Annotated in this window: 13 protein-coding genes; 1 reads left to right on the top strand and 12 read right to left on the bottom strand. The window is 34.6% G+C overall.

The window, feature by feature from the left end:
- Nucleotides 1–4 precede the first annotated feature (4 nt).
- From recG to HZF24_RS09885, 3 genes are read right to left on the bottom strand one after another with little or no spacing between them, the layout of a single operon-like run.
- Complete coding sequence (gene recG, locus HZF24_RS09875) at nucleotides 5–2,059, bottom strand: ATP-dependent DNA helicase RecG (protein ID WP_218835285.1); 2,055 nt, start codon at nucleotides 2,057–2,059, stop codon at nucleotides 5–7.
- A gap of 38 nt (nucleotides 2,060–2,097) precedes the next feature.
- Nucleotides 2,098–3,714 carry a DAK2 domain-containing protein gene (locus HZF24_RS09880; protein WP_179238134.1) on the bottom strand — a complete coding sequence of 539 codons (1,617 nt, stop codon included), beginning with the start codon at nucleotides 3,712–3,714 and terminating at the stop codon, nucleotides 2,098–2,100.
- 15 nt (nucleotides 3,715–3,729) lie between these two features.
- Complete coding sequence (locus HZF24_RS09885; protein WP_179238135.1) at nucleotides 3,730–4,086, bottom strand: Asp23/Gls24 family envelope stress response protein; 357 nt, start codon at nucleotides 4,084–4,086, stop codon at nucleotides 3,730–3,732.
- Nucleotides 4,087–4,334: 248 nt separating this feature from the next.
- Between HZF24_RS09885 and rpmB the strand changes: the two genes are divergently transcribed.
- Entirely contained in the window at nucleotides 4,335–4,526 is a 192-nt protein-coding gene (rpmB, locus tag HZF24_RS09890) for a 50S ribosomal protein L28 (protein WP_179238136.1), read from the top strand.
- Nucleotides 4,527–4,691: 165 nt separating this feature from the next.
- Here the strand turns inward: rpmB and HZF24_RS09895 are convergent, their stop codons facing one another.
- From HZF24_RS09895 to rsmB, 9 genes are all read right to left on the bottom strand, one after another.
- On the bottom strand, nucleotides 4,692–4,886 hold the full coding sequence (locus HZF24_RS09895; RefSeq protein ID WP_179238137.1) for a hypothetical protein: 195 nt from the start codon (nucleotides 4,884–4,886) through the stop codon (nucleotides 4,692–4,694).
- Nucleotides 4,887–5,077: 191 nt separating this feature from the next.
- Nucleotides 5,078–6,466 (bottom strand): asparagine--tRNA ligase, encoded by a 1,389-nt coding sequence (asnS, locus tag HZF24_RS09900; RefSeq protein ID WP_179238138.1) that lies wholly within the window; start codon nucleotides 6,464–6,466, stop codon nucleotides 5,078–5,080.
- 36 nt (nucleotides 6,467–6,502) lie between these two features.
- On the bottom strand, nucleotides 6,503–7,132 hold the full coding sequence (locus HZF24_RS09905; RefSeq protein WP_179238139.1) for a thiamine diphosphokinase: 630 nt from the start codon (nucleotides 7,130–7,132) through the stop codon (nucleotides 6,503–6,505).
- A 1-nt stretch (nucleotide 7,133) separates the two neighbouring features.
- Nucleotides 7,134–7,790, bottom strand: coding sequence for a ribulose-phosphate 3-epimerase (rpe, locus tag HZF24_RS09910; protein ID WP_179238140.1), 657 nt, complete (start codon nucleotides 7,788–7,790; stop codon nucleotides 7,134–7,136).
- Between the two features lie 53 nt (nucleotides 7,791–7,843).
- A complete protein-coding gene (gene rsgA, locus HZF24_RS09915) occupies nucleotides 7,844–8,743 on the bottom strand; it encodes a ribosome small subunit-dependent GTPase A (protein ID WP_179238141.1) in 900 nt (299 codons plus the stop codon).
- An 8-nt stretch (nucleotides 8,744–8,751) separates the two neighbouring features.
- Entirely contained in the window at nucleotides 8,752–10,812 is a 2,061-nt protein-coding gene (gene pknB / locus HZF24_RS09920) for a Stk1 family PASTA domain-containing Ser/Thr kinase (RefSeq protein WP_179238142.1), read from the bottom strand.
- The gene (locus tag HZF24_RS09925) at nucleotides 10,802–11,551 is read right to left on the bottom strand and encodes a Stp1/IreP family PP2C-type Ser/Thr phosphatase (protein WP_179238143.1); all 750 of its coding nucleotides are present in this window, start codon (nucleotides 11,549–11,551) and stop codon (nucleotides 10,802–10,804) included. Before HZF24_RS09925 ends, pknB begins: the two co-directional genes overlap by 11 nt.
- Nucleotides 11,552–11,560: 9 nt before the next feature.
- Complete coding sequence (gene rlmN / locus HZF24_RS09930) at nucleotides 11,561–12,589, bottom strand: 23S rRNA (adenine(2503)-C(2))-methyltransferase RlmN (RefSeq protein WP_179238144.1); 1,029 nt, start codon at nucleotides 12,587–12,589, stop codon at nucleotides 11,561–11,563.
- 177 nt (nucleotides 12,590–12,766) lie between these two features.
- Complete coding sequence (rsmB, locus tag HZF24_RS09935) at nucleotides 12,767–14,098, bottom strand: 16S rRNA (cytosine(967)-C(5))-methyltransferase RsmB (RefSeq protein ID WP_179238145.1); 1,332 nt, start codon at nucleotides 14,096–14,098, stop codon at nucleotides 12,767–12,769.
- Nucleotides 14,099–14,257 lie beyond the last annotated feature (159 nt).

Below are 14,257 nucleotides of genomic sequence, written 5' to 3' on the forward strand. Positions count from 1 at the left end.
TACGTCAGTTAAATATTATTGTTTCATCTTTGAACAGTCTTATTATTGCATTTTTTAATTTTTTGTATTCTTCGCCTTTCAGATAAGGGTTTTCCGTCATAAGCTTCTTTGAAATTTGCTGAACACTTTCGACCACTTCAATATCGTTTACTATATTTTGAATTTCATACTTTGAAAGTCCGCTCTGTCTCGTACCGAAAAAGTCACCCGGTCCTCTTAGCTTCAAATCCTCCTCGGCAATTACAAAACCGTTGTTTGTGCTTCTTAGTATATTCATTCTTTGAGCTGACTTTTTAGATCTGCTTTCATTTATTAATATGCAATATGATTGATCCTTACCTCTTCCGACTCTTCCTCTAAGCTGGTGAAGCTGTGCAAGCCCGAATCTTTCAGCATTTAACACCATCATAACAGTGGAATTGGGAACATTGACTCCCACCTCAATCACAGTAGTGGAAACCAATATTTTTATTTTTCCTTCATAAAATCTTTTTATTATTTCTTCTTTTTCTGTGTTGTTCATTTTTCCGTGCAAAAGTCCTAATTCATAACCTGAAAAATATGTATCCTTTAATTCATTAAAAACCTTTGTGGCAGAATTCAACTCCATTCCTTCTGATTCTTCTATAAGAGGTGCTACTATGTATGCCTGTCTTCCTTCGTCCACCTGTTGCTTTATAAAATTATAGCCAATTTGTTTGTCTTGTTCCTTTAAAACATTCGTTACAACTTTTTGCCTTCCGGGCGGCATTTCATCGATTACAGATAAATCCAAATCACCGTAAATCATTAATGCCAAGGTTCTTGGTATAGGAGTAGCCGTCATAACGAGTATGTCGGGATTTTTTCCCTTTGTTGAAAGCTTGGCACGCTGTCTGACACCAAAGCGATGCTGTTCATCGGTAATAACCAGACCTATATTTTTAAACTCAACATTGCTTTCTATCAGAGCATGGGTTCCGACTATTATATCTGTTTCCCCGTTTTTCAGACCTTCCAGAATTATTCTTTTATCTTTTAATTTAGCTGAACCGGAGAGGAAGGAAACGTTTAAATTAATATCTGCCATTGCCAAATATTCCTTAATCGTTTCAAAATGCTGCAATGCCAATATCTCCGTAGGTGCCATCATAGCTGCCTGATAACCCGAAGCAACAGCTGTCAGTAATGCATAGATTGCAACAACCGTCTTTCCTGAACCAACATCGCCCTGAACCAATCTGTTCATCGGTCTTTTCATGCTCATATCTTTTTTTATTTCTTCTATTACTTTAAGCTGAGCGTTAGTAAGCTTATAAGGTATATACCCTATAAGCTTATCTGAATGAGTTGTATTTAATATTTGATTGCCGGCAGAATTGCTTATTAAATTGCCTTTTATGGACATAAGTCCAAGCTGCATTATCAAAAGCTTTTCAAATGCAATTGTTTTTTTGGATATCTTATATTTTCTGCCGTTCTCAGGAAAATGCATGTTTTTAATCGCACATTTTCTTGAAATTAATTTATATTCAGCGCATATATTATAAGGCAGTATCTCTTCAATTTTATCGTAATATTCCTTCAGCGCTTCCATTGTTAATTTTGTAAGCTCGTTGTTTGTCAGTCCGTAGGTCAATCCGTAGACAGGTGTAATTTTATTTGCTTTCCAATCATTCCTGCAAAGCTCTATTTCAGGATTTACCATTTCAAATTTGCCGTAAGCAGCTTTGACTGTACCAAAAATATAATAATATTCACCGATAAACAATTTATCCATTAAAAAATCCTGATTAAAAAACGTAGCGGTTATAAAACCTGTTTCATCCTTTCCGACGAGCTTTATTATGGACATGTTTTTCTTAATCCTTGATTTTACAGGATTATCAAAAAGCTTGATTTTCAGAAGACATTTTAAATTATCCGATAATTCGTTTATTTTTCTTACGGTTCTTCTATCCTCATATTTAACGGGAAAATAATTAAGTAAACCCTCAACGGTAAAAATATCTAATTTTTTTAGTTTTTCCGCTCTTTTAGGTCCTACTCCCTTTAAATACTGTATATTAATATCAAGCATTTTTCACCAACTGTTCATTATTCACTGTTCACTGCTATTTATTCAACCGAAATAATATAGTAGTACAGAGGCTGACCGCCGTATATTATTTCGACATCACACTCCTCGGCTATTTCCTCTATTTGCGCTTTAAGTGCTTCAGCTGTTTTTTTATCAACATTTTCACCATAAAATAACGTTATTAAAAAGCTGTCTTCATCAACCATATTTTCTATTAGTTTAAGTGTCTGCTCTTCAGGGTTATCACCATGCGAAATGATTTTGCCTTCACCTATGGCTATTATTTCATCTTTTTTAATTTCCATATCATCAAAGACAGTATCTCTTACAGCATATGTCACCTGTCCTGTCTTCACTTCAGAAACTGCATCAATCATAGCTTTTATATTTTCTTCAACGCTCGCTTCGTCCTTAAAAGCAAGAAGTGCGGTTATACCCTGAGGTATACTTTTCGAAGGAATTACATGCAAATTTTTATCAGATATTTCTTTTGCCTGAGTTGCGGCTAATATTATATTACTGTTATTTGGTAAAATAATTATATTATCTGCATTTATATTGCCGGCAGCTGCCAAAATGTCCTCAGTGCTTGGATTCATGGTCTGTCCTCCGGACAAAAATTCATCCACATTTAAGTCAGTAAACACCTTTTTAATGCCGTCGCCCATTCCTATTGAAACAAAACCGTATTTCTTCTTTTCCTGATTTTGTTTTGAGTTTTTCAATCTTTCTCTGAATTGTTCCTTCATATTGTCTATTTTAATTTTAGCTAATTCACCGTATTTAACAGCGATTGCAAGGATTTGTCCCGGATTGTTTGTATGAAGATGTACTTTAATAAGCTTTTCATCTCCGACACATACGATCGAATCACCCTTATCATAGATTTTGCTTAAAAATTCTTCGGGACTTTTGGAAGGATTTTTAATAAAAAATTCCGTACAGTAAGTAAATATAATTTCATCCTCGCTGCTGAACCCTAATACTTCATTCTCTGTTTCAATAATCTGCACATCAATTTTTTCCTGTTTAATTTCAACACCCTTTAACGCTGCCAAAGCACCTTCCAACAAAAATATAAGTCCTTTTCCTCCTGCATCTACTACATCTGCCTGCTTAAGAACTTTCAGCATTTCCGGTGTTCTTCTCAGTGTATCCTTAGCTTGCTCTATCAAGCTCTCCAAAAACGAAGACGTATCTTCAAAATCAATATATGTAGCCATAGCTTTTTCGGCTGTTTCTCTTGCGACAGTCAATATGGTACCTTCAACAGGTCTCATAACCGCTTTATACGCTGTATCAGAAGCAGATTTAAATGACTCTGCGATCGCTTTATTGTCTATTTTATTTATTCCCTTAAGTCCTTTTGCCATGCCTCTGAACAATTGTGATAATATTACACCGGAATTTCCTCTTGCTCCCATTAAAGAACCATTTGCGGCTGCATCAGCAATCTGCGTAACTGTACTTTCACTTAGATTGTTAATTTCCTTAACAGCTGATTGCACCGTCAAATTCATATTAGTACCGGTATCTCCGTCAGGAACGGGAAACACATTTAGAGAATCCACTATTGCTTTATTATTTTCCAGATTAACAGCGGCACCTAAAAGCATTTTTTTGAATGTAACATTATCTATATACTTAATTATCATTTTAGCCTCCCACAATTATTTTTGTACTCTGACACCTTGTACAAAAATATTTACATTCTCCACTGAAACTCCAGAAAAAGTTTCTACGCTGTATTTTATTCTGGATATAATATTATCCGCAACAACAGATATTTTAATGCCATATTGCAATACTATATATAAATCAATATTTAATTTGTCATCTATTGAAGTTACTTTTATCCCTTTCGTAAGCTGGTCTCTTCTCAGCAGTTCGAAAATACCTTCAGTTGCATTTCTTGAGGCCATACCAACAACTCCGTAGCATTCCATAGCAGCTAAACCGGCTAAAGTTGCAAATACCTGATCATCCATGGTTATATTTCCATATTCATTAATGATTTTTACTGACATACATACCTCCTACATATTTTTTAATAATATTAAATAAGTAAACTTATTATAACCTTTTTGTCTCTATTTTACAATAAAATATACCTTTTGCATAAACACAGGTTATTTTTATTATACTAATTAAAATTTGATATTGCAATATTTAAATTTTAATGGTAGAATTATAAAGTTAAAATTGTTAAACGATATGTTTAAGCAAATCGAAATTATAAAATCATAGGGTTTTAGATAAATGGGAGGTGTATAGCATGGCAAATTATTGTGAGGTATGTGGAAAAGGTGCTATATCAGGCAACAGTATAACACATAGTGATAAAAAAATAAAAAGAACCTGGAAACCAAACGTAAGAAAAATTAATGTTGTGGAAAACGGAATTTCTGTAAGAAAAACAGTTTGTACAAGATGTATGAGATCAAATAAAGTACAACGTGCTGTATAGCATTGAAATAGTGGCTGATTAGGCCATTATTTTTTTGAAGCCCTAACCCTGTTTTTCAGAGTCCTTTTTCTGAAAAATAGCGGTAGGTCTTATGCAAGGAATTCCAAATCTGTGCGAACGACAGTGAGTAAACAGATTTGTTGAATTCTACTGCTCTGCCTTCTACTAAAACAATCTAAATAAGGTACACCCAAGCACTATCAGAAGCAATCCAAAAACCAGAAGCCATATTTTTATAGGCAAAATCTGCACAATAATTAATGCGCCTATAACAGCTATCATTAAACCTATAACTTCCGTAAATTTTATTTTAGGTCCGCAAGGAATGCAATTTTTCTTTTTTCTTTTAAAATAATTCATAAAAACCCCCTGAGCAATGGATTAGCAGTGGATATGCTATTGACTATCAATGGATATACAATGGAATAAAAATACCATGTTACATTCTATTCAGCATAATAAAAAAAATACAAAGAAGTTTCCGTTCTTTGTATTTTTATCAATTGTTATTCTATTGCCAATCCATAGCTAATCTATTGCAAATCCATCGCCTAAAACTCTGCATTCTTCGGCGTTCTCGGGAATGGTATAACATCCCTTATGTTACCCATACCTGTCAGATACATTATTAATCTTTCAAAGCCAAGACCGTATCCGGCATGCTTTACTCCTCCGTACTTTCTTAATTCCATGTACCACCACATGCCTTCTTTTTCTATTCCCATTTCATCCATGCGCTTTTCCAACATGTCTAGTCTTTCTTCTCTCTGACTTCCGCCTATTAGTTCACCGATGCCCGGCACAAGTAAATCCATAGCCGCAACCGTCTTGTTATCTTCATTCATACGCATGTAGAATGCCTTTATCTCTTTAGGATAATTGGTTACAAATACAGGTTTTCCGAATATTTTTTCTGACAAATATCTTTCGTGTTCAGTCTGGATATCGGTTCCCCACTGAACAGGATAATCAAAATTATCATTATTTTTCTTTAATATTTCTATTGCATCAGTATAATCAATTTTACCGAATTCTGAATCTATAACATTATTAAGCTTGTCAAACAAGCCCTTTTCTACGAAGGAATTGAAAAATTCCATTTCTTCCTTTGCATTTTCCATTACATAGCTTATAACATACTTTACCATATCCTCTGCTAGCTGCATGTTGTCATTCAAATCAGCAAAGGCTATTTCAGGCTCTATCATCCAAAATTCCGCTGCATGTCTTGAAGTATTGGAGTTTTCGGCTCTGAATGTCGGTCCGAAGGTATAAACATTTTTAAAGGCAAGGGCAAATATTTCCGCTTCCAACTGTCCGCTTACGGTAAGATTTGCTGATTTTCCGAAAAAGTCCTTAGTATAGTCCGTTTTTCCGTCAAGCTTTTCTATGTTGTCTAAATCCAGTGCCGTTACTCTGAACATTTCGCCTGCGCCTTCGGCATCACTTGCCGTTATAATCGGAGGATGAGCGTATATGAATCCCCTTTCGTTGAAAAATTTATGTATGGCATATGCGGCGAGAGATCTTACGCGGAACACTGCGGCAAATGTATTTGTTCTTGGTCTCAAGTGAGCTATAGTCCTTAAATATTCAAGTGAATGTCTTTTTTTCTGCAATGGATAGCTGGACTCTGATTCTGCTTCCATCTTTATTTCTGTTGCCTTTATTTCAAATAATTGCTTTGCTTCAGGTGTTAACAGTAAATTACCTTTAACCGTAATCGCACTTCCTGTAGGATACTTCTTTACCTCGTCAAAATTGCTTAAATTATTTTCAAAAACAACCTGAACATTTTTCATGAATGTTCCGTCATTTAATTCAATAAATCCAAAATTTTTAGAATCTCTTATAGTCCTGATCCAGCCTTCGACCATTACTTCCTTGTCGCTGTATTTTCCCGGAGATTTAAACAAATCTCTCACATCTGTTGCTTTCATGAATCCTCCTAATGTTTCTTAATTATTTATATAATATTAATCTTTTGAAATAAAAACAAAGGCACTTCCTTTGTTTAATTTAATAAGGCCAACATCTTCTGATACTTCATTGCTTATGCACAATGTTGATCCTCTTTCTACATTTATGTTGTTCAGAGGATATTTGAAACCCTCTAACGTTAAGCCTTCAATATTTTCAGACAATGGTATCAGAGAAACGTAATAATTTTTTCTGAAGGGTATTATCATACTGTCAGTAATGATTTGGATAAAATTATTATTGTCTATTATTCTTATATTAATATCTTTTTTATGATATTTTTCTATTAAAAGCATATTAGCAACGGTATGGTCCAATCTCGTTCCCGATGCACCAACCAAAATTATATCCTTAAATCCCACTTTAACTGCATGGCTGATTGCTAATTCCATGTCCGTATAGTCTTTTTCGGATGGAAATGTAACTGTTTCTATATTTAAGCTTTTATAATCTTCCAACACAGATTTATTGACCGAATCAAAATCACCCAAAATTAAATTTGGAATCAGTCCAAGCCTTTTTACCTTTTCAAGCCCGCCGTCGGCACATATAACATAATCAATATTTAAATTTTCAATATGGCTTTTATCAATATCACTGCCATTTCCTACAATAAGAGTCGTCATTTTATTTTACCATCTTTTGCTTGAACATTTTAGTTTGTAATACAACATCTTTTGCCTTGTATATTGCCGAGCCGGCAACAATTACATTGGGTCCCCAGCTCAAAACATCTTCAACGTTGTCTAATGTTATACCGCCGTCTATCTCAACATCAATATTTAAATTATAATCCTTTATCATTTGGTTTAATTCTTCACATTTATACTTAACATTTTTAATCAGCTTCTGTCCTCCGAAGCCAGGATTTACGCTCATGAGAAGAACCATATCAACATCTCTTATTATTTCTTTAAGAGTTGAAACGGGAGTCGCAGGATTTAAGGATACACCTGCCTTAAGACCTAAAGATTTAATCTTTTGAATCGTTCTGTGCAAATGAACGCTTGCCTCCTGATGTACTGTTATTATATCGGCACCTGCATTGTAAAAATCTTCTATATAATTATCAGGATTTTCTATCATAAGGTGAACATCAAATGTAAGCTCTGTTATACCTCTTAAGCTTTTAACCACATCGGGACCAATTGTTATATTTGGTACAAAGTGCCCATCCATTACATCTATGTGTATATAATCTGCTCCGCCCTCTTCGATAAGCTTTATTGATTCTCCGAGCTTAGAAAAATCGGCGGATAATATAGAAGGCGATAATTTATTCATGTTTCCTCCCATTGACAGGGACATTCCTTTTATCAAGCGAAGACTTTCCCTAATTAAAAAGGTGTGTCCCTCTTCCTATTTTTTTTATTCTTTTTTATTTCATCCAATAATTTAACATAATTGTTATATCTGATTTTGCTTATGTTACCTTCTTCTACAGCTTCCTTAATTACGCAATTCGGTTCCTTTTTATGAAGACAATCCATAAATCTGCAACCGAAATCATATTTCTTTATTTCAGGATAGTATTCTTTAAGTTCAAACTCTCCCACTCCACTTAGTTCAAAGGAGCTGAATCCGGGAGTGTCAACAACGTAACCACCAAAGCTTAATTTGTATATTTCAGCATGTCTGGTTGTGTGTTTCCCTCTTTTCAGCTTTTCGCTGATTTCCCCTGTTTCGAGCTTAAAATCCGGTTGGACCGCATTCATCAACGATGATTTACCCACACCTGACGGACCGGAAAACACACTTAATTTGTCCTTTAATATATTTCTTAGTTCATTGATTGAATTTTCATCATACATGCTTGTAAAGATAATTTTATATCCTGTATTTACAAAAATATTTTCATATTTTTTTTTTAATTTTTCATCTGCAAAGTCAGATTTGTTAAAACAAATAATCGGCTTTAAATTATTTGTTTCAGCAGCAATCAATAATTTATCAAGAAGCAAAAAGCTTGGTTCCGGATTAGTTACAGCAAAAAATATCAGCAGTTGTTCAACATTAGCAACAGGAGGTCTTAACATTTCATTTTTTCTGTCCTTGATTTCTTCTATATAACCGTAAGCTTCATCCTCTTCGGTTAATCTGATTAAAACATTGTCGCCTACCAACGGCTTAATATTTTTTAATCTGAACAGACCTCTTGCTCTGCATTCAATTAATCCGCTTTCCGTATCTACGTAATAATTACCTCCAACGCCTTTTATTATGACACCTTCAATCATAAAAGCTCCTATTCAAATTTTATTTCAACTTTATCGTAAAGTTCATTGTCAATATAAATTTCGAAAACCTGAGTTCCTTTGCCTTCAAGATTTATTATAATACTTTGTTCGGATGTGTCAACGTCATTTGAATAAACTATTTCTCTTCCGCCTTCAGCTACTTTTTGAACTACTATATAAACCTCATCCTTATTCTTTGGTAATGTTATTGTCAATGGATAAGTTCCAGAAGCACCGGTGTCTTCACCGTCTCCATTACCATCACCTGGTTCCTCTGTACCGGGCTCTTCTGTGCCGGGCTCTTCTGTATCCGGCTTACCCGAGCTCACTGTCAGCCAGATAGATGTACCCAACGCAACCTCATGGCCTGCTGTCACGCTTTGATGAATAACAAAGCCCTCCTCCACAGTATCGCTCGGCTCGGTAGTTACCTCACCTACGGTTAAGCCATATTGTATTATATATGCTTTTGCAGCGTCTAAAGGTAAATCTGTCACACCCGGCATCACAACTAACGTTATCTTTGGTCCGAGACTTACTACATAATCAACTCTGTCGTTTTCGTTGGCAGGGGTACCTTGAATAGGATCCTGCCTGATTATCTGGCCGGCAGGAACAGTATCTGAATTCTCTTCCTCAACAGTACCCTCGGATAATCCTGCATCAGCCAATATTATACCTGCTTCTATTGCATAGCTTCCCACTAAATTAGGTACGATTATTTCTTTCTGACCCCTGCTTACAACAACCTCTACAGGATAGTTTTCCTTAAGCATCATGCCTTCATCAACACTTTGCTCCATTATCTTTCCTTCTTCGTACTCACTGCTGTATTCACGCTTTGCAACCTGAAAAACTAACCCTAAACCCTCGATAATTTGTTTTCCTTCTTCCTCTGACCTGTTTCGCAAATCAGGAACTTCAACCTCAGGCACGTACATTATAGCCTTAAATGCAATTATACCGCCTACTACCGCTATTACCAGAGCGCTTAATACCGCAGCAACAGTTATTTTTAAATTTTTATTTCTTTCTGCATCATTCATTGGTTTGTTTTCTTTTTTTTGTTTGTTTTTTATCTCTTCCTCCGTATCTCCGCCAAAAAAGCTTTTAAAAGCATTGTTTGAATTTCCGTCAATTAAATCTATATTAATGACACCATCATCATCGACGTCATCATTTATAATAGGTATAACCATTGTCGGTGAATCGATAATTTCGTCATCCTCTGTACTGTTACCTGCATTAAACCCGTTTAATGAGTCAAGACTTTTGATTAAATCATCTATATTCTGATATCTGAAGCTCTGATGCTTTTCAAGACATTTCATGATTATATCTTCATAAGATTTGGATATGTTCAGGTTCTTAGCCTTCTTTGTAGGTAAAACGGGTTTTTCCTGTATCTGCTTCATAGCTACGGAAATATGATTGTCGGCATCGAAAGGTACAATTCCCGTAACCATTTCATACATAACAATTCCCAAAGAATATATATCGGATTTATCATCCACATATCCACCTCTTGCCTGCTCAGGCGAAAAATAATGTACCGATCCTATTACATTAGAAGTGTTATTGATGGTAGAGCTTGTAGCAGCCCTTGCAATTCCGAAATCAGTTACCTTTGCTATACCCTCTTCTGTAATCAGTATGTTATGAGGCTTTATATCCCGGTGTACAATATTATTGGAATGTGCATGCTTTAATGCTTCCGCAACTTGTCTTGAAATTTTAATAGCTTCCTGTTCACTTAATCTGCCTTTTCTGTTAATATATTTTTTTAAGGTTTCGCCTTTAACATACTCCATAACTATATAGTATATGTCGTCTTCGATTCCGGTATCATATATATTTACTATGTTAGGATGTGCCAGGCTTGCGGCAGATAAAGATTCCTGCTTAAATTTATTTACAAAATCGGGATCGGAAGTTAATTCGTCTCTCAATATTTTAATTGCAACGAAACGATTTAATACCTTGCATCTGGCTTTATAGACATATGACATGCCTCCGCCGCCTATTTTTTCTATTATTTCATATCTATTTCCTAATATTCTACCTATCATAAGCTTCACCTCTAATGGTATTATCAACGATAATTATGGTAATGTTGTCAGTACCTCCGTTATCATTGGCTAATTTGATTAATCTTTGTACGCTTTCCGAACTGCCGTATTCTTTAATTGTTTCCTTAATTTTATCATCAGATAAATGTATGGTAAGTCCGTCGGTACATAAAAGAATTATATCATTTTCAACTTCTATTTCAAATATGTCAGCATGTACAAAATCCTCACTTCCAACAGCCCTTGTTATTACATTTCTCTTAGGGTGTGTTTTGGCTTCCTCAGTTGTGATTCTTCCGTCTTTTAACAGTTCATGTACATATGTGTGGTCTTCCGTTATTTGTCGTATTTCATCATTCTTGATTATATAAGCCCTGCTGTCTCCGACATTGCCGATATAAGCCGTTTTTATGGAATGGTCAACGACTGCCATTGTTATGGTTGTTCCCATTCCTTCATATTCTTCCTTATTCAGCGATTCCTTTCTTATTTTATCATTAGCTTTGTTTATACTTTCAATGATAAAAGTAGGAGCTTTAAAGTCCTCGGATTCAAAGCTTTTCATAAAGCAGCTCTTTATAGTATCAATTGCTATGGAGCTTGCAACCTCTCCCGCCTTATGTCCGCCCATGCCGTCGGCAACCGCATAAAGATTATATCTGTCAGTTTCTTCAACTATTAAATTGTCTTCATTGTTTTCTCTCATTAATCCTTTATTTGTTTCGAAATATACCCTCATATAGCACCTCTATATATTTAAAAAGTTATTTCTTAATTGACCGCATGCAGCATTGATATCACTTCCAAGTTCTCTTCTTACAGTTGCGTTTATTCCTTTATCAACTAAAACTCTTTTGAATTTTTCAATATCATAATTATCAGATGGCTTTATATTTGATTCCTTGACATAATTGCATGGAATTAAATTAACATTTGCTAATTTTCTGTTTAAAAGTCTTGCTAAAAGCTCTGCATCTGAAGTACCGTCATTAAAACCCTTTATCATAATGTACTCAAAGGTCAAGCGTCTTCCGGTTTTATCAAGATAGTAATCGCATGCCTTCATTAATTCGGGAAGCTTGTATTTCTTTGAAACGGGAAGTATTTGCTCTCTTTTTTCCTGAGTGGGAGCATGCAAAGATATGGCTAATGTAATTGCCAAATCCTCATCGGCAAGCCTATAGATGTCAGGTATGATGCCGCATGTGGAAAGGGTAATTTTTCTCATGGAAATATTTTGACCTCTCTCATCATTTATCAGCCTTAAAAACTTAACGACATTGTCATAATTGTTAAGCGGCTCTCCTGAGCCCATAATCACAACATTCGATATTTTTTCACCTGTATCTTTTTGTATCAGATATATTTGCTTAAGCATTTCTGCTGCTGTTAAGCTTCTCAAATAACCGTTTTTAGTCGACGCGCAAAAAAGACAACCCATTTTGCATCCCACTTCAGATGAAATACATGCAGTATTGCCAAATTTATATTTCAAAAATACACTTTCTACAACATTTCCGTCCTCAAATTTAATGACGTACTTTTTTGTTTCATCAAGCTCAGATTCAAGTTTTAATTCGATTGAAGCATGAGTGAATTCAAATATTTTGCTTAATTCTTCTTTTGTTTTCTTGGACACATTGGACATGCTGTCAAAGTCATCAACACATTTATTATGTACCCAATCAAATATTTGCTTTGCCTTAAATTTTTGCTCGCCTATTTCTAAAAGAGTTTTTTCAATTTCCGCTAAGCTTAAACCATCAATTTTTTTCATTGTTTACCTTCTATAATTTCGTCATTAAGGGTTTTATGTCATTAAACGAATATTACCCGTACTCGTCATCCTCAAAACCTGATGTTCCTCACTAACGTTCGAAATGACACAAGCGTACGATTTACGTTTATTCATAACAATGACATGTTCAACAAAATTAAAATTTTGTCAATTATATCATATCCTTTTTATTTTCGCAATAAAAAAGCCGTCCATCCCGTGTAAATGCGGATATATTTCAATGTATCCCTGCCCTGCCGCATCAAAATACTCATGGACATTCTCTGATATATCAGCTAAAGCATAACCCTTATTATTTTTAAGGAACCTATTAATAAGTTCGAAATTTTCTTCCAAATTTGTGGTGCAGGTAGAATATACCAGTTCGCCTGTCTGCTTTATATATTTTGAAGCATTTTCAAGTATTTTATATTGAATTTCTTTTATGTCATTCAATTCCTTGTCCGTCTTGTTGTATTTTATTTCCGGTTTACGTCTTATTATGCCAAGACCCGTACAAGGAACGTCCGCTATGACATAGTCTGCCTTTTCAATCAATGATTCATCTAATACGGTAGCATCATATTTTTCAACTTTAACATTGCTTATGCCTAATCTTTTTAATTCATTCTCAATCAGCTTCAGCTTTCCCGGATATATGTCTCTTGCGATTATTTTTCCGGTGTTATTCATCATTTCAGCAGCATTCAGTGTCTTGCCCCCGGGAGCTGCACACATATCAATTATAAATGAGTTTTCCTTCGGGTTTAATATTTGCCCGGAAAGCATTGAGCTTTCACTTTGAACAGAAAAAAGCCCGTCTTTATATTCTGATGTTTTATCTATTTCAAAAGGGTTTTCAATTACCAAGCCTTTATCAGCATATTTGCATTTATACACCTTTATACCTTTTTCTTCAAGGAGCTTAATCAATTCATCTCTTTGAATTTTGAGAGTGTTAACTCTGATTTCCAACGGTGCCTCGGTATTATTGGCTATTAATACCTGTTCAACATCCTTGCCGAATTGTTTTTTCCATTTAATAATCAATTCCTTCGGATATGAATATTTAACACTTAAATATTCATCCTCAGGCAATTCATTCATCTTAGCTGTAAGCTTATCCTTATTGCGCAATGTATTTCTGAGTACCGCATTGACGAATTTTGATCCTCTCACATTCCCCTTGTCCTTAATATATTGGACACTTTCATTTACAACTATGTTTTCATGCGATTTATCTAAAAAGAATATCTGATATACGGCTAATCTCAGCACAGTCAAAACGTCCATTTCCATTTTTTTAGTCTTTGTAACGGACATTTCATTGATAATCCAGTCTATATATATTAAATTTTCGACAACTCCTAAAACAGATTTACGGTACAATGAAAGAAACCTACGCTCCACATTTTTCATATCATTGTTTATCACTATGTTTGAATAGGATTTATCCTTAAATATTTTTTTAAGTGTTTCAATTGCCTGTGTTCTGTAGCTGTTATTCATAAAACCTCCGTTACTTTCACATAAAAAACAATTCATTATATCACTAATAATGTAAATAACAAAGAATATTTTATGATTTAATCACGACAAACGCATGAATGAGTTTCACAATTAAACTATTGAAAGATTAAATTTAAAAAAATATGATCCAGTTCAAGT

Origin of the sequence: Sedimentibacter hydroxybenzoicus DSM 7310 (assembly GCF_013403245.1) — a bacterium.
Taxonomy (GTDB): Bacteria; Bacillota; Clostridia; order Tissierellales; family Sedimentibacteraceae; genus Sedimentibacter; species Sedimentibacter hydroxybenzoicus.